Origin of the sequence: Vibrio sp. 10N.261.52.C2 (genome assembly GCF_041471425.1) — a bacterium.
GTDB lineage: Bacteria > Pseudomonadota > Gammaproteobacteria > Enterobacterales > Vibrionaceae > Vibrio > Vibrio crassostreae_C.
Window position 1 is genome coordinate 23,893 of sequence record NZ_JBFROH010000020.1, and the last position, 16,561, is coordinate 40,453.

Annotated in this window: 14 protein-coding genes; 7 read left to right on the plus strand and 7 right to left on the minus strand. The window is 41.8% G+C overall.

The genetic code is table 11. The annotated features are described in order from the left end of the window. Positions 1-55 precede the first annotated feature (55 nt). From AB4307_RS08645 to hisIE, 4 genes are all read left to right on the plus strand, one after another. Positions 56-1,891 (plus strand): site-specific DNA-methyltransferase, encoded by a 1,836-nt coding sequence (locus AB4307_RS08645; RefSeq protein WP_372131645.1) that lies wholly within the window; start codon positions 56-58, stop codon positions 1,889-1,891. Positions 1,892-1,900: 9 nt separating this feature from the next. After that, positions 1,901-5,137 (plus strand): type III restriction-modification system endonuclease, encoded by a 3,237-nt coding sequence (locus AB4307_RS08650; RefSeq protein WP_372131647.1) that lies wholly within the window; start codon positions 1,901-1,903, stop codon positions 5,135-5,137. 470 nt (positions 5,138-5,607) lie between these two features. After that, a complete protein-coding gene (hisF, locus tag AB4307_RS08655) occupies positions 5,608-6,381 on the plus strand; it encodes an imidazole glycerol phosphate synthase subunit HisF (protein WP_017060270.1) in 774 nt (257 codons plus the stop codon). Next, entirely contained in the window at positions 6,378-7,028 is a 651-nt protein-coding gene (gene hisIE, locus AB4307_RS08660; RefSeq protein ID WP_017060271.1) for a bifunctional phosphoribosyl-AMP cyclohydrolase/phosphoribosyl-ATP diphosphatase HisIE, read from the plus strand. The genes hisF and hisIE overlap by 4 nt, the downstream gene beginning before the upstream one ends. A gap of 233 nt (positions 7,029-7,261) precedes the next feature. Here the strand turns inward: hisIE and AB4307_RS08665 are convergent, their stop codons facing one another. The 4 genes from AB4307_RS08665 to AB4307_RS08680 all read right to left on the minus strand — a co-directional run bounded on the left by AB4307_RS08665 (position 7,262) and on the right by AB4307_RS08680 (position 10,558). Then, positions 7,262-7,774, minus strand: a complete 513-nt coding sequence (locus tag AB4307_RS08665) for a YchJ family protein (protein ID WP_017060272.1) — start codon at positions 7,772-7,774, stop codon at positions 7,262-7,264. Between the two features lie 136 nt (positions 7,775-7,910). After that, positions 7,911-9,128 (minus strand): EAL and HDOD domain-containing protein, encoded by a 1,218-nt coding sequence (locus tag AB4307_RS08670; RefSeq protein ID WP_372119151.1) that lies wholly within the window; start codon positions 9,126-9,128, stop codon positions 7,911-7,913. 123 nt (positions 9,129-9,251) lie between these two features. After that, complete coding sequence (gene lpxH / locus AB4307_RS08675) at positions 9,252-9,986, minus strand: UDP-2,3-diacylglucosamine diphosphatase (protein WP_017060274.1); 735 nt, start codon at positions 9,984-9,986, stop codon at positions 9,252-9,254. A 77-nt stretch (positions 9,987-10,063) separates the two neighbouring features. After that, on the minus strand, positions 10,064-10,558 hold the full coding sequence (locus AB4307_RS08680; RefSeq protein ID WP_017060275.1) for a peptidylprolyl isomerase: 495 nt from the start codon (positions 10,556-10,558) through the stop codon (positions 10,064-10,066). A gap of 189 nt (positions 10,559-10,747) precedes the next feature. Here AB4307_RS08680 and cysS point away from each other — a divergent pair, with 189 nt between their 5' ends. Further along, a complete protein-coding gene (gene cysS / locus AB4307_RS08685; RefSeq protein WP_017060276.1) occupies positions 10,748-12,133 on the plus strand; it encodes a cysteine--tRNA ligase in 1,386 nt (461 codons plus the stop codon). Positions 12,134-12,231: 98 nt separating this feature from the next. Then, a complete protein-coding gene (locus AB4307_RS08690; protein ID WP_017060277.1) occupies positions 12,232-12,810 on the plus strand; it encodes a thymidine kinase in 579 nt (192 codons plus the stop codon). Between the two features lie 149 nt (positions 12,811-12,959). On the opposite strand, the gene AB4307_RS08695 is transcribed toward AB4307_RS08690, so the two are convergent. The 3 genes from AB4307_RS08695 to AB4307_RS08705 all read right to left on the minus strand — a co-directional run bounded on the left by AB4307_RS08695 (position 12,960) and on the right by AB4307_RS08705 (position 14,817). Further along, on the minus strand, positions 12,960-13,625 hold the full coding sequence (locus tag AB4307_RS08695; protein ID WP_372131649.1) for a YdcF family protein: 666 nt from the start codon (positions 13,623-13,625) through the stop codon (positions 12,960-12,962). Further along, positions 13,618-14,472 (minus strand): NAD(P)H-binding protein, encoded by an 855-nt coding sequence (locus AB4307_RS08700; RefSeq protein WP_017060279.1) that lies wholly within the window; start codon positions 14,470-14,472, stop codon positions 13,618-13,620. Before AB4307_RS08700 ends, AB4307_RS08695 begins: the two co-directional genes overlap by 8 nt. 114 nt (positions 14,473-14,586) lie before the next feature. Next, on the minus strand, positions 14,587-14,817 hold the full coding sequence (locus tag AB4307_RS08705) for a TIGR02647 family protein (protein WP_017060280.1): 231 nt from the start codon (positions 14,815-14,817) through the stop codon (positions 14,587-14,589). A gap of 257 nt (positions 14,818-15,074) precedes the next feature. On the opposite strand from AB4307_RS08705, the gene AB4307_RS08710 reads away from it, so the two are divergent. After that, complete coding sequence (locus AB4307_RS08710; protein ID WP_136978555.1) at positions 15,075-16,382, plus strand: ATPase; 1,308 nt, start codon at positions 15,075-15,077, stop codon at positions 16,380-16,382. Positions 16,383-16,561 lie beyond the last annotated feature (179 nt).

The following is a 16,561-nucleotide window of genomic DNA, read 5'->3' on the forward strand; positions in this document are numbered from 1 at the left end:
TCAGGTGGAAGAGCAGATTAGCATCATCCCCGACTGTAAATAGGTAATTATCATAATGAGCGAAATGGAAAAAATCACGGGCAGTAGTCCAGAAGCAAAAAGCTTAGACATTACTAACCAAAACATCGAACAACTAAAACAGCTTTTCCCTGATGTGTTTTCTGAGGGCAAAATCGACTTTGAAGCACTAAGAGCAGTGCTAGGTGAAGAGGTTGACGATTCAGAAGAACGCTACAACTTTACTTGGAATGGTAAAACTAAAGCTCGACAAATCGCTCAAACGCCATCTACAGGTACGCTTCGCCCTTGTAAAGATGAAAGTGTCAATTGGGATACGACCGAGAACTTGTTCATTGAGGGTGACAACCTTGAGGTATTGAAGCTACTTCAAAAGTCTTACCACAAAAAAGTTAAAATGATCTATATCGACCCGCCATACAACACGGGTAAAGACTTTGTATATAAAGATAATTTCCACGATAACATAAAAAACTATCTTGAAGTTTCAGGTCAAGTTGATTCTTCAGGACATAAAATTAGTACCAATTCCGAGACATCAGGTCGCTACCATTCTGACTGGTTGAATATGATGTATCCACGACTAAAGTTAGCCCGAAACCTTTTGAAAGACGATGGTGTAATATTCATTTCTTTAGATGATAATGAAGTTTCAAATTTGATTAAAATTTGTGATGAAATTTTTGGGGAAGACAACTTCATTGCAGATATTGCCCATAAAGCAAGGGCTTCTGTATCAAATGACAAAATCATTTCATCGAATCATAACCATATTTTACTTTATGCAAAGAACAAAAGTGTGATTCACGAAGTTAGGCATCAATTTGGAATTGAACCTGACTTAGAAGGTTTTAATCTGCAAGATGAAAAAGGCTTTTATAAATATGCACCTGTGGATGGACCAGGTGGAGCTGCAAAAGGGAATCCTTACTATGAGTTTATGGGAGTAGAGGGATACTTCCGCTTCTCAAAAGAAAAGATGACAAAACTATATGAAGAAGGTCGAGTTGTTAAAGTCGGTAATGGATTACAGCAAAAAAGATACAAACAGGATTATGAATCCAGTAGGAAGACAGTGACAACTTGGTGGGATGAAAACTTATACACATCTACAGCAACTCAGCAATTGAAAAAATTGTTAGGAGGCGACTATTTTGACAGTCCTAAACCTGTTCCTCTTATTCAAAAAATGATTGAGCTTTGGGCTAGAAATGATGGTGATATAGTTCTAGATTTCTTTGCTGGTTCAGGTACAACGGGACAAGCAGTTTTGTCAGATCAACGAAATGTTAGGTTTATTTTAGTTCAGCTTCCTGAACCAACCCATTCTGTTAACTCAAAAGGTACAATTATCGAGTCAGAGGCATATAAAGCTGGTTTTAAAGTTATTTCAGATATTACTAAGAAACGTCTTTCTTTGTATCTTGATTCGAGTGAAAGAACAACAGATAGTGGTTTTAAAGTGTTTAAACTTGATGAAACCAATATTCGCCCTTGGGATGCTGATTTCGAAAACCTAGAACTTGTTCTTCAACAAGCTGAAAAATCGATTAAGGCAGATCGTTCAAGCGAAGATGTGTTGTATGAGATTTTCCTAAAATATGGATATGACCTTACTACACCTGTTGAAACAGAAATCGTTAATGGAAAGACTGTTTTTGTTGTCGGTGCAGGTGCATTGTTCGTTTGTCTAGATGATGACATTACTACAGAAACAGTAGAAGGGATTGTTAAGCTTAAAGAAGACTATGACCCTGAAGATGATGCTATTCAGGTAGTGTTCAAAGATGAGGGCTTTGCAGATGATCGAGTTAAGACCAATGCTTTCCAGATCTTGAAACAAGCTGATATTGAAGATGTTAAGAGCATTTAAGGGTAAATTATGTCTAAAATGAAGATACATTTTAACCCTGATTTAGTTCATCAGAATGAAGCAATCAATGCAGTTGTTGGTGTATTTGAAGGGCAAGAAACGTTCCAATCCAATTTCTCAGTATCTAATTCTGTACAAGCAGATATGTTTGAGAAAAATGATGGTATTGGTGTAGGTAATGCGATCAAACTTCTTGATGAAGAGCTGTATGAGAATACACGTAACGTTCAGCTAGTCAATGGCTTACCTCAGACTGAAACGCCAAGTGGCAAGCTTCCTAGTCTCGATTTTACTATTGAGATGGAAACAGGTACTGGTAAAACTTACGTATACCTGAGAAGTGCTTTTGAGCTAAATCAACGATATGGACTCACTAAGTTCATCATCGTTGTACCGTCTGTCGCAATCAAAGAAGGTGTTTATAAATCCCTTCAAATGACAGAAGAGCATTTCAGAAAAGAATACAAGAACGTTCAGTATGATTACTTTGTCTATGATTCATCGAAGCGTGAGCAAGTCAGAAACTTTGCTACGAATGATTATATACAAATAATGGTTATCAACATTGATGCTTTCAGTAAGTCTTTCACCGATCCTGAGAAAGAGACGAAAGCTAACCTAATTCACCGTACTGATGATCGACTGAACGGTATGAAGCCTATTGAGTTTATTCAACAGACTAATCCAGTTGTTCTTATTGATGAGCCTCAGTCAGTTGCATCTACAGCCAACCGTAAGAAAGCAATCGCAAACTTAAAGCCATTATGTACTTTCCGTTACTCAGCAACATTGACTGAGAAGCATAATCTGCTCTACAAACTTGACTCGATTGATGCTTATGCTCGAAAACTTGTTAAACAAATTGAAGTTGCTTCACTGGACGTTCAAGACAACCACAACCAAGCGTATATTAAGCTGATTAGTGTTGATAATAAAAAATCACCTATCACAGCAAAGGTTGAGATTGATGCTCAGAGTAAAACAGGCAAACTGCAACCCCGTAAGACTGTAACAGTCAAGAGTGGGACAGACTTGTTTGAAGTGTCTGGTGGACGTTCCGTTTATGAAGGTTATGTAATCAATGATATTCACTGTGAAGAAGGTTATGAGTACATTGACTTTACAAGTCGTGACGGTGAAATAGAGCTAGGTCAAGCCATTGGTAAAGTTGATGAAGATATTTATAAGCGTCTACAAATTGCCAAAACAATTGAAGAGCATTTTGAAAAGGAATTGAAATTCCATAGCTTAGTAACTAACGGTGTGGGTAAGTTAGATCATTCTAAAGTCCTAAGTCAAAAAGGTATTAAAGTCCTAAGTTTGTTCTTTATCGACAAAGTAGCAAATTACCGTGGTTACTCTAGTGATGGTGTTCCTGTACAGGGCAAGTTCGCTCAATGGTTTGAAGAAGAATTTATCAAACTTGCAGGGAAGAAAAAATATCGAGTGCTTTACCCTGCTATTTGGGACGAAGACGACCAAGGTAAGCCAATGCTTAATGAGCTTGCTCTCAAGGAATTGGCAAGATCTGTTCATAATGGCTACTTTGCTCAAGACAAGAAGAAAGATGCTTCTGGTAATCCTCAATTTGCAGAATCTAAACTATCAGCAAAAGGTGAAGGTGGTAAAACTGCTGCTGATGAATCTGCATATAACCTGATTATGAAAGATAAAGAAAAGCTTTTATCAATGGATGAAAAGCTTCGTTTCATTTTCTCTCACTCTGCATTGAAAGAGGGTTGGGATAACCCTAACGTATTCCAGATCTGTACGCTCAACGAAACAAGTTCTGTAATGAAAAAACGTCAAGAGATTGGTCGTGGCTTACGTCTAGCTGTTGATCAATCTGGCAAACGTGTTCCTTATGGCTTTGAGGTTAATACGCTTACCGTTATGGCGAATGAATCATATGAACAGTTTGTTGCAGCTCTTCAAAAAGAGATCGAAGAAGAGGAAGGTATCAAGTTCGGTTCAATCGAGAAACACCAATTTTCGAATATCGTTATATCTGGTGAGAATGAGCCTAAAGAATACCTTGGTGCTGAAAGATCTGAACAGATATACAAGCATCTATCAGATAAAGGTTATATTGATAAGAAAGGCAAAATTCAGGACTCACTGAAATCAGACTTAGCGACTAATACCGTTAGTTTACCAGACAGTGTTAAAGCGCACTCTGATGCTATTCTTGCAACGATTAACAAGGTTTCAAGAGGCTTGAGTGTCAAGAAAGCCGATGGTAGAAAAACTTCACAGCTTCGTGAAGATAATGGTAAACAGGTTGTTCTAGGTGATGATTTCAAAGCACTGTGGAATCGTATTAAATACAAAACGACTTACCGTGTGAATTTCAGTGTGGGTGAGTTAGTCGATAAGTGTATAGATGAAATTAAAGCGTCTGTTGCAGTAGCAAGTGCTAAGTTTGAGTATAAAAAAGTCAAAGTAGCAGTCACAGAAGCAGAGCTTGAAACTTACGATGAAAAATCAAAAATTCAGTATTACCGAAATAGAAACTTCCAATTGCCTGATGTGGTGACTTACCTTGAGTCACACACAAACCTAACTCGTAAGACAGTGGTTCGAATCTTACTTGGTTTAGGGGACAAGCTTGAAGCATTCAAGAATAACCCACAACGGTTCATTGAACTTGCAGGTGAGGCAATCCGCAAACAAATGCGTTTAGCAATTGTAAAAGGTATTACCTACCACCGTATCGGTGATGATGAGTTTTATGCTCAAAAGCTGTTCCAAGAAGAGGACATCAAAGGTTATCTACAGGATAAATACGCTAGTTTAGGCGTGAATATACCGAAAGATGACGTAAAGGATTTTGTCAAACATAACAATATGGTTGTTGTAGGTAAGTCAGTTTATGATCACATCGTTTTCGATTCAGAAACAGAGTTTCTATTTGCAAAACGACTTGAAGGTAATGATGACGTGAAACTATACGCAAAATTACCAGATTGGTTCAAAATTGATACTCCATTAGGTAGCTATAATCCCGATTGGGCGATCCTCATTGACAAAGATGATGGTGTTGGTGAGCAACTCTATTTTGTTGTTGAAACTAAATCTAGTATGTTCTCAGATGACTTGAGAGAAGCTGAAAGAGCGAAAATCGACTGTGGTAAAGCTCATTTCGAAGCATTATCTAAAGATAAGGATCAGCAACCTTTAGTTAATCCTGCTGAGTTTATCAAGGCTGACTCTTATGATAGCTTTGCTGCTCAGGTAGAAGAATAGCTTAAGGCGAAAAAGGCGGTATTTAACCGCCTTTCTTTTACAATATCTAAGTATCGAACTGTTCAGGTTATCCCACAAACAATACTTCAGTTTGTGCCCAGCTTCGCTCGCAGTCTAACCAACTAGGCGGTGAGTAGGCCTTTTAATCTAAAGTTACAGGTTGCTCGCTCTCAAAAGTTCTTGGAAAAATTGACCGTTAAGTGTCTCACCGAGATGTGTATTTATTAATGGCAGGTTCTCCTGACTACTATGATCTTTTTGTCATTAAAAATTAGGTTATGAAAACTAAGTCAAACTGTTATAGTGTCAGATATATCAAATGAATAAAAAATCAAACGTTGCATAACCAGGCTAAAACTATTAATACTGACATTAAATAGTGATGCCAAACGGATGCTACTAAAAATAGGTGGATCTTTTGAATTACATAAAAGGATTTAAAATCAACACATTAAAAGAGGTGTGTTGGTATGTTGGCTAAGAGAATAATCCCTTGTTTGGATGTCCGTGATGGACAAGTGGTTAAGGGAGTTCAATTCCGTAATCACGAAATTATTGGTGACATCGTTCCGCTAGCACAACGCTACGCAGAAGAGGGCGCTGATGAATTAGTATTTTATGACATCACCGCATCAAGTGATGGCCGTGTGGTCGATAAAAGCTGGGTGAAACGTGTAGCAGAAGTGATTGATATTCCTTTCTGTGTGGCTGGTGGTATTAAGTCTGCGGAAGATGCAGCACGCATTCTTGAGTTTGGTGCGGATAAAGTGTCAATCAACTCACCGGCATTGGCTAATCCACAGCTGATTACTGACCTTGCTGATAAGTTTGGCGTTCAGTGTATCGTTGTCGGTATCGATTCATACTTCGACAAAGAAACCGGTAAATATCAGGTTTACCAATTTACAGGCGATGAAGCGCGTACTAAAGCAACCAAATGGGAAACCAAAGATTGGGTGCAGGAAGTACAGAAGCGTGGCGCAGGTGAGATTGTGTTAAACATGATGAACCAAGATGGCGTTCGTAACGGCTATGATATCGATCAGTTAAACATGGTGCGTGAAGTGTGTAATGTGCCATTGATTGCCTCTGGTGGCGCTGGTGCAATGGAGCACTTTGCTGAAGCTTATAAAAAGACCAACGTGGATGGAGCACTTGCGGCTTCGGTATTCCACAAACAAGTCATCAATATTGGTGAACTTAAACAGTATTTAAAACAACAAGATGTAGAGGTGCGACTATGAGTTTTGAACCCGTAAGCTTATCAAAAACAGAAGTAGGCGCATTGTCAGAGCGTATTAACTGGGAAAAAGTAGATGGCTTAGTGCCAGCGATTGTTCAAGATTACCAGTCAAGCCAAGTGCTAATGATGGGATACATGAACCCAGCCGCACTTGAGAAAACGGGTGAAACTGGCAATGTGACGTTTTTCTCTCGCACAAAAGAGCGTCTTTGGACGAAAGGTGAAACGTCGGGCAATGTATTGCAACTGCAAAACATCGCCTTGGACTGTGACAGCGACACCTTACTGGTTAAAGTTAATCCCATTGGTCCAACGTGCCACACAGGTACAACAACGTGTTGGGATGGAGACAAGCAAGAAGAGTCTCAGATGGTGTGGCTTCATCAGCTTGAGCAGCTATTGGCTGCCCGCAAGGACGCCGATCCTGAATCTTCTTATACTGCCAGTCTATATGCCCGTGGCACCAAGCGTATTTCGCAAAAAGTGGGCGAAGAAGGCGTTGAAGTCGCGCTTGCGGCGACGTCGGGCGATAAGGCGGAGTTAGTGTGTGAATCAGCAGATTTGATTTACCACCTAATGGTTCTTCTTCAAGACCAAGGCTTATCGATGGATGATGTGGTAAACAAGCTGAAAGAGCGTCATAAGTAAGCTCTCTTTAGATTTATCGAACCGCGTAAAAGACAGACAAAAGCCCCGCAAACAAACATGTTTACGGGGCTTTTTAGTTTTTTAATTTTCAAGATTTCAAGATTTCAAGATTTCAAGATTTCAAGATTTCTAAGCCCTACGTCACTTTTCTAACCTCTGACTTTGCGTCATTCCGAGGAGCCTAAGCGACATCAGGAATCTCTTCTCTTAATCTGACTTCTTAGTCGAACGAGTTACCCGCAGCACTTCTTGTATTTCTTACCACTGCCACAAATACACGGATCATTACGGCCGATTTTAAAGCTCTCAACGGTTTGATTTAAGCGTGGGTCAATTTCTGGTTGTGTAGTTTGTTCCTGCTCTGGGAAGGTACCATCAATGTAGTACCAAAGACCGTCTTCACGTATAAAGCGAGAGCGTTCTTGCATGCAGTATTGTGCGCCTTCTTCATTGAAGTAAGCTTTAAACTCAACAAAGCCTTCGTCTTGGTGCGAGCCTACCGCAGTATCGATGACTTCTAGTCCTGCCCAATCACTGTTGATAGATTCGGCAATACCTTCTCTTTGCGCTTCTGCGTTGCAGCTAGGGTGGTAAGTCGCAACAACATAGTCAACTAAACCCAACACGTGCGCTGAATAACGAGAGCGCATCAACTGTTCAGGCGTTTCAACAGCACTGTGGTGAAGGTGCGCTGATTCACAGCACTGTTGGTAAGTATTTTTGCTACCGCATGGGCATAAAGACATAGTCAGATCCTGTAAAAATGGCCTCTATTAAGAGGCCATAAGTGAATGCGTGGGAGTTTACCAAGAAACGATCGCTCACCAAAGTTTAGTTTCTGTTGAAGTTATTGAAATTATCAAAGTGTTAGCGCGAAGTTTACTATTTCAAGGCTGGAGACAATAGCTCTTGAGCCCAAGTCGTCGCTTCGTCATAAGCTTGACCAAGTTGAGCTTCACTCAGTTTGAGAAGCTGGCGAATACGAGTCGCTTCTTCCCAACGAGCTTGCTCATACGCAACCACCATCGCCAATACAGCACCTAACACGCCTTTACGTTGGATAAGGGCCTGTTTAATCTCATCGTCGATTGGCACTGAGTCCAGTACTTGCTTCAACGGTTGGTCAAACAGTGAATCCAGTAGCGAGAACATACCGGTCAAAAAGGCTTGTCCTGGCTCAACCTTCACATTCATCTTCTCGACTAAGAGCTCACATTGACGCGCGCGTAATACCGCTAAACCGTAGAGTGAGTCCGGCTTGTCTTCTTTCGCTGATGCGATCGCCACAAGTGAAACGAACTTACGCAGCTTTTGTTCACCAAGGTAAATAAGCGCTTGGCGGAATGAACGAATCGTTGTTGGTGAACCGCCAGCGGAGTTTACGTAGGTAAGTAGCTTATACGACATGGTCACATCGAGCGTAATCAAACGCTCTACTTCACCAAAGTCGATAGGGTCGTGCGCAATCTCTTTTAACAGCTGAACGGTCGTCAGGAATGCCGGGTTGAGCGCACGCGTTTGGATCATCTCTGGCTTGCTAAAGAAATAACCTTGAAAGTAGGTGAAGCCTGCTTTTTTCGCTTCTTGGTATTCTTCGTACGTTTCTACTTTCTCAGCAAGGAACTTGATATCTAGCCCTTTGAGAGAGTTCATAAACATCGCTGCTTTGGCAATTGGCGTCAAACGGATATCGAACTTGATAATTGAAACGTAGGGTAAGAAGCGCTTCCAAGCTTTACTTGGCACAAAGTCGTCTAGCGCAATGGTATAACCCGCGTCAAAGATGGTTTTGATTGCTTCAAGTAATTCGTCTGTTGGTTCGCAGTCTTCAAGAACCTCAACAACGAGGCTTTCTTTAGGGAACAGAGTAGGGACTAAGTTGATTAGGCTTGCATATGGGAAGTTCACGAACCCAAGCTTATCACCCAACGTATTATAGTGGGTCGATAAGAAGTGATCGGAAAGCAAACGGCTAGTAGCGAGCTCCGGCTCTACTTCAGGGAAAGTGTTCTTAGGACCATCCCTGAATAGCAACTCGTAACCTATGGTTTTCTTGCCTGTGTCGAGTATTGGTTGACGCGCTACGTATGAATATTTCAACTTGGTACTGTGTTCGGTTTATTTCTGGTAGAGAGATAATAGCTAATTCACTAGAAATTACCATACACTTTCTAAGAAAGTCTGACCGACAATAATAATCAAAGTGAAAGTTTAAGCGTTATGTTAAAAGCTATTGCTAAACGCTCGATTCTGTAGTTCAAAACTTTGCGGCGTGAACACCAGCACTGAGCCTTGCGTATACCAATCGCCAAGTACGATACGGGTTTTAGTGCAATTGTTAGCATTAAATGTATGGATGTCTGGGCGGTGAGTATGGCCGTGGATCATCAGATCGACATTGTTTCGTTCCATCACATCTTCGACTTCTTGCTGTGTCACATCCATGATGTCGAGAGACTTGGTCTGCTTGTCATCTTTGATATCTGATTGAACCTTTGAAACAATTTTCTTCTTGATGAAAAATGGAATTCGGTTGAAGACCCATTGTAACCATGGCTGATGCACTTTTTCGCGAAAGGCGAGGTACTTTACATCTTCAGTACATAGAGTGTCTCCATGCAATACTACCGCTTTTTGCCCGTAGATATCGATCGTAGAAACTTCGTCGAGAAGTTGTACGCCCGTTTGCTTAGCAAATTTTTTGCCGACTAAGAAGTCGCGGTTCCCTTGAGTAAAGTAACAAGGCACGCCTGTTTTCACTAAGTCGATAAACGCTTGGCGGATAGAAGTCGCGAATTCACTCTTATCATCGTCACCAATCCAGAATTCGAAAAGGTCACCTAATACGTAAAGTGCATCCGCTTCTACGGCTTCTTTCTTCATAAAGGTTAAGAAGCAGTCTGTGATGTCTTCTCGTGACGGAGAAAGGTGCAGATCTGATATAAAATATGTTTTCATAGGTCTAAAAAAAGGGAGCGATTCGCTCCCTATATCCTGATTTTATCGGCTCATCAATACTAACCGAAAGCGATGAATTAAGCTTCGATTGTAGTACCAGTGATGATCACTTCTTCTAGAGGTACATCTTGGTGCATACCCATAGAACCAGTGCTAACACCTTTAATCTTGTTTACGATGTCCATGCCTTCAACAACTTCTGCGAATACACAGTAGCCCCAACCGTCTAGGCTTTCGCTACGGAAGTTTAGGAAAGAGTTGTCGTTAACGTTGATGAAGAACTGAGAGCTGGCTGAATGCGGTTCCATAGTACGAGCCATTGCTAGCGTACCAACTTTGTTCGCTAGACCGTTGTTTGCTTCGTTCTTGATCGTTGCACGAGTTGCCTTTTCTTTAAGGCCAGAAGTCATGCCGCCGCCTTGAATCATGAAACCATCGATAACACGGTGGAATAGTGTGTTGTCGTAGAAACCGTCACGGCAATACTGTAGAAAGTTTGCGCTTGTTTCTGGTGCTTTTTCTTCGTTAAGTTGAACTTTGATATCACCAAAATTTGTGTGAAGGATGATCATGATTGTTACCTTACTGTCTTTTTAATATGAAGTTCGAATTCTAGCGCATGTTGGCAGACTTTCAAATCACCAAATCATTAACTTAACTCGGATGTTTGAGGTAATTCCTGCTTTTAGGGATTACCTATTAAGGTATGACTTGTTATACTGCGAGCTTATTTTGATTAATCCATAAAATAGATAGAGATCATGCTGAAGATATATAACACGCTCACAAGACAGAAAGAGGAATTCAAACCAATTACAGCTGGCAAAGTCGGCATGTATGTCTGTGGGGTAACCATATACGATCTCTGTCATATTGGTCATGGTCGTACGTTCGTTTCTTTCGACGTAGTAACTCGTTACCTTCGTTACCTTGGTTACGATTTGAATTTCGTTCGTAACATCACAGATATCGATGACAAAATCATCAAGCGCGCTAACGAAAACGGTGAGTCTTGTGACTCTCTGACTGAGCGTTTAATCGGTGAGATGCACGCTGACTTTGATGCATTGAACATGAAGCGTCCAGATGTTGAGCCTCGTGCGACAGAATACATCACTGAAATCATCGAGCTTGTTGAAAAGCTGATTGAACGTGGTTTCGCATACGTTGCAAGCAACGGCGACGTGATGTTTGAAGTAAAGAAATTCGACGAATACGGTAAGCTTTCAAAGCAAGACCTTGATCAGCTTCAAGCGGGTGCTCGCGTTGATGTTGAATCTGCAAAACGCAGCCCACTAGACTTCGTTCTTTGGAAGATGTCTAAGCCAGGTGAACCTACATGGGAATCGCCATGGGGCCCGGGTCGTCCAGGTTGGCACATCGAATGTTCAGCAATGAACTCGTCTATTCTTGGTAACCACTTCGATATCCACGGTGGTGGTTCAGATCTGCAGTTCCCTCACCACGAAAACGAAATCGCACAGTCTTGCTGCGCGCACGGCACTCAGTATGTAAATACTTGGATGCACAGTGGTATGGTGATGGTAGACAAAGAGAAGATGTCTAAGTCACTAGGTAACTTCTTCACTATCCGTGACGTGCTAGCACATTACGATGCTGAAACGGTACGTTACTTCCTAATGTCTGGTCACTACCGTAGCCAGCTAAACTACAGCGAAGATAACCTAAACCAAGCTCGCGCATCACTAGAGCGTCTATACACGTCACTTCGTGGCCTAGACCTTACAGCCGCTCCTGCCGGTGGCGAAGAGTACGTGACTCGATTCTCTACAGCGATGAACGATGATTTCAACACACCTGAAGCTTATTCAGTACTGTTTGAAATGGCTCGTGAAATCAACCGTATCAAGCCTGAAAGCATTGAAAAAGCAAGCGGACTGGGTGCATTGATGCGTGAACTAGCAGACATCATCGGTATTCTTCACCAAGAGCCAGAAGCCTTCCTACAAGGTGATGCGGCAGGTAACGACGACGAAGTGGCTGAAATCGAAGCGTTGATCAAACTGCGTAACGACTCTCGTGCTTCAAAGGATTGGGCAAATGCCGACCTTGCACGTGATAAGCTAAACGAGTTGGGTATTGTTCTGGAAGATGGCCCAGAAGGCACGACTTGGCGTCGTAAGTAAATCTTATAAAAAGGGCTGATTTTCAGCCCTTTTTTCTAGCACGAATTCTCTATTTTCACCTTTTCTATGTTCAACTTTTAATTAACAGGAATATTTCTGTGGCTCAGATGTATTTTTATTACTCGGCAATGAATGCGGGTAAATCAACAACGCTTCTTCAATCTTCATTCAACTACCAAGAACGTGGCATGACGCCAGTGATCTTTACGGCAGCTTTGGACGATCGCTATGGTATCGGTAAAGTGAGCTCACGAATTGGTCTGCAATCTGAAGCTCAGCTGTTTAAAAATGACACCAACATGTTTGATGCGATCAAAAAGCTCAATGAGGAAGAAAAGCGTCATTGTGTTTTGATCGATGAGTGCCAATTTTTATCGAAGGAGCAGGTGTACCAATTAACAGAAGTGGTTGATAAGCTGCACATCCCTGTACTTTGTTACGGCCTACGTACCGATTTCCTGGGTGAACTGTTTGAGGGTAGCCGTTACTTACTGTCTTGGGCAGATAAACTTGTTGAGCTTAAAACAATTTGTCACTGTGGCCGTAAAGCGAACATGGTAATTCGTACCGACGAGCACGGTGTGGCGATTGCTGAGGGCGACCAAGTGGCTATTGGCGGTAACGACAAATACGTTTCTGTTTGCCGTCTGCACTACAAAGAAGCGTTAGGTAAATAAGCAGCTCTATTTGCTAACGCGAAAGAACGAAAAACGGTGACCAAGTGTCACCGTTTTTGTTTATTGGGCCTGTGTTTTGCTTTCTTCCAAGCCGAGCTTTTGTTTTATTTCCTGCCGAGCTTTTACTTTGTTCAAAGTCTAACTTTTGCTTATTCGAAACCGAGCTTCTTCAATGCTTGATAGGCGTGGTCAACGTCGTCGGGGATCGGCATCTCAATTTGAAAGCCTTGGGCTGGGTAGAATTTGATTCGCTCGTAATCAGCAATTAATGCGCCTAACACCATATCTAACGGCAACTCTTCGTTAAAGTAATCATCCCAAGTTTGCCATCGCGACGTCACGGTAATCTCGGAAGTTTCGTCAGGCCATTGTTTACTGAAGGTTGCGTAGGTACGTTTCTCCATGAAGGGCTTCTGAACTAAGGTTAGCCTCTTCGGCGATAACCCTTTTTCTGTCAGCAACTCATGAGTGAATCGTACATTTTCCCCAGTATTTGTTGCGTGTTTCTCTATGATAATGTCAGAGTCAGGCACGCCACAATCTCGTGCGATAGAAGCGAATGTTTCTGCTTCTGAGCGTTCAAAGCTTCTTTCGGTAAAGCGCCCCACACCGCCAGAAAAAACGATGTAAGGCGCGATCTGTTGGTGATAAAGCTCGGCTGCATATTCAGCTACGCGAGTATCGTTGCTACACAATACAAAGATACAGTCGGAAGGCGTAACCTTGTGACCCATCGACATAAAGTTCCAAAGGGTGTCGACTGAGCGATGCAGTTTTATGTTGGGATTTTTGTTAGCAATAGATTGTTCAGTCATGAAGTGCGTCCAGTGTGGATTCGAATTTAAATGAATAACCTAAGTCGAGAATCTTCTTCGAAGAGATTAACTTGTCTGGGGTATCAACAACAGCGGGCAGAGGCTCACTGCTGTTGGCGCTTTTCAGTGCCGCGGCATAAAACTCCGCCTTACTGACTGTATTTGGTGTGGTCACGTTAACTATTTCATTGTGCAGTTGACTGATAGCGAAATCGACAGCACCAATTGCATCATCAAGGTGCAGCATGTTGGCTGGAGCTTGAGTGCTGACTTGTTTTAACTTGCTTGCGAAGCGTGATGGGTGACGGCTTGGGCCGATTAAGCCACTAAAGCGAAGAATGGTGTAGTCGATACCGGAATCAATCACTGACTGTTCAGCTTGCAGCATGATTCGTGCGTTATCGGAAAATAAAGACGCGTGCTCGTTATCTGAGGTCGAAAGAGGGAGTGATGCATCCAGCTCGTTCAGCACACCCGGCTTAGTTGGGTATACCGTAGTTGAACTAACCATAATGAGCTTTTTAATGTTGGCCTTTTGGCATGCATTGGTGAGTTGCTGCCAGTAGTCGGCATACTCTTGTCCTGCTCCTTTTCTAAAGCCAGGAGGGAAGCTGCCAATCACAATTTCAGTGTTGTTTTCGAGTAACAATGAATAGAGTCGCCCGATAGTCTGTTGTGGATCGGATGAATCAAAGCTAAACACTTCACATGGAATTTGTTCGCTACCAATGGCATCTGCTCCCGCTTGGGTCGTTTTCGTGACCACTACTCGGTTACCATGTTTTTCTAAATGTTCAGATAAAGGTGCACCTACCCATCCTGCACCGACAATAAATATAGAAGCCATGTGTTCCTCACAACTGCAAATGACGAATTTACAATAAGCCTAACAAAGCTTTGCCCAAAAATGAAAAAACTCCACGGCCGAAGCAAGTGGAGTTTTTACTAGAACAATGGAGCTTTAGTTTAGTACGCGAAGAAGCTTGTCTGCGCGCTCTGCCATCTCGATACCTTCATCTGTTAGGTAACCGCCGTCTGGCTGAGTACAAAGGTTTTTTTCGAATAGGCGCTTAACAGCGTCTTGAGTTTCTTGAGCTGCCTCTTGATGGACTTTAATTCCAGTAGCTGCACTACTTACATCAAATTGAAGAAGGAGGTTTAAATCAGCAATATGTTCAGCGTTGTACTTCATAATTAACCTATATATTCATAACGTTCTCTACCTTCACCTTAGTGCGCATTCTCGGCTCAGGCAATAGCAAATAAAGAGAATTGATAAGTGATACCAAATTGATTGATTAATCATCGAGTGATGAGTTTATTTTGGTTATATTGGGTGATTTGCACCCACTTAAATCATCAGTGATGTTTATTGCTAAGTGGTTGTAATATATTGTGACTAGAAATATTTTGCATTGAGCGAATATTGTATAAAAAGGATATGCATAAGTGAGAGCGAACAAAGTAGCATTAACGATCAGTATGCTATTTGCTATCTCAGGTTGTCAAAGCACACCCTCAGAGCAGACAGACGCGAACCAAACCACAAACAACAATAATGAATCGACAATAGAGGTCCGTTCATTTCAGTCTGTCCAAAGCGTTTACTCCGAATGGGAAGTTAAGCTTGAAGACCATGCTCAATTGTCTCTCTATGCACCAGAGAATTACAATGAACTATTAGACGCATGGGATGATGCTGAAAGCATTTATGCGGACTTACTTAAAGACGAAACTCGGATAACCAAGAGTTACTCCATTTTTTCGAGCCTAACTTACGCTGAAGCCTTCGATGAAAAAATCGCTTTGATCAAATCAAACTATGACTCGATCTTAGTGTTAAAGAAGAAGGCTGATCGAGTACTCGCGGATTCGATTGTCCAAATGGATTACCTGAAGTTTCTTGGCGCAGATACCATGTTTACCTCGAGCTACAAACGTTTGTATTCAGAATACAGCGAGTTGTTCGAGTATGTGCTGGTCGATGAGCTTGAAGACGCTCAAGAAGCGCAGGTGGAATTTCTTAACAATGCTCGCTTACTAGAAGTTAAAGTGGCGCATAAGAAATACATCGAACCTTTGAAGAACGAATTAGAGTTCTTGGAAGATGAAGATTTCGATGACGTTGTTCCACTGACGTTTGCTAAAGCGGCATCTCAAATTGCTTTGGCAGAAAGCCAAGTGAAAGCCAGTCCCCGTGAAAAGTCTATCATTGAAGACGCAGTTCACGCTGCGGAGTTCGAATTAAACCACGTACGCAGTGTTGCTCATGAAGTCAAAGTGCTGGCGAGCGTAAAAGGCGACCAGTTCGAACAGTCGGTTTTGAATGCAGAGAACCAGTTATTGAGCATTTCACGAGTGGTTAATGATGAAGATCACCGTGATGTTGTATTGCGTCTTCAGTCTCAAAAAATTGTAGCGAGTGTTAAAGCGCTGAAAGGCTCAGACATGACGGCGTCATTAAAGTCAGAGATTAAAACTTTGACTGAGCAATTAGCTAAGCAGGAGTCTGAAAACCAGAAGCAAGCGCAGCAACTGTCTGAAGCAACCAAGCACAGTGAGTTGCTCGGTGAGCAGATTACCAAGAGTGATGCTCACATTAAAAGCTTAGAAGAGTTAGTGGATAGTTTGAAAAGCTTAGGTGGCAAAGTGGCCAACGAAAGTGACTCTGATGTGATGTCCCCAGCTGTTGAATCTACTCTAGAGGATTCAACCCTAGAACAATCATCAGAAGAAGTGATTGAACCTTCGGTTTAGCATCACTAATTTCTTTATTTGTGATTGAGTTAAAAGCGCCTTAGGGCGTTTTTTTACGTTCTGTTGATCTATGTCAAAATCTAGAAATAAAAGCGCTCTGTGAGACATTTTAGTGTACGTTATTCTTTGATTTTTAACGTAACTTGTTGATATTTATAGATGTGTTGTTTTCTATGCTG

Bases quoted from the DNA above. Each gene is read 5' to 3' on its own strand.
- AB4307_RS08645 (WP_372131645.1), top strand. From the start codon at position 56: ATGAGCGAAATGGAAAAAATCACGGGCAGTAGTCCAGAAGCAAAAAGC.
- AB4307_RS08650 (WP_372131647.1), top strand. From the start codon at position 1,901: ATGTCTAAAATGAAGATACATTTTAACCCTGATTTAGTTCATCAGAAT.
- hisF (WP_017060270.1), top strand. From the start codon at position 5,608: ATGTTGGCTAAGAGAATAATCCCTTGTTTGGATGTCCGTGATGGACAA.
- hisIE (WP_017060271.1), top strand. From the start codon at position 6,378: ATGAGTTTTGAACCCGTAAGCTTATCAAAAACAGAAGTAGGCGCATTG.
- AB4307_RS08665 (WP_017060272.1), bottom strand. From the start codon at position 7,774: ATGTCTTTATGCCCATGCGGTAGCAAAAATACTTACCAACAGTGCTGT.
- lpxH (WP_017060274.1), bottom strand. From the start codon at position 9,986: ATGAAAACATATTTTATATCAGATCTGCACCTTTCTCCGTCACGAGAA.
- AB4307_RS08680 (WP_017060275.1), bottom strand. From the start codon at position 10,558: ATGATCATCCTTCACACAAATTTTGGTGATATCAAAGTTCAACTTAAC.
- cysS (WP_017060276.1), top strand. From the start codon at position 10,748: ATGCTGAAGATATATAACACGCTCACAAGACAGAAAGAGGAATTCAAA.
- AB4307_RS08695 (WP_372131649.1), bottom strand. From the start codon at position 13,625: ATGACTGAACAATCTATTGCTAACAAAAATCCCAACATAAAACTGCAT.
- AB4307_RS08700 (WP_017060279.1), bottom strand. From the start codon at position 14,472: ATGGCTTCTATATTTATTGTCGGTGCAGGATGGGTAGGTGCACCTTTA.
- AB4307_RS08705 (WP_017060280.1), bottom strand. From the start codon at position 14,817: ATGAAGTACAACGCTGAACATATTGCTGATTTAAACCTCCTTCTTCAA.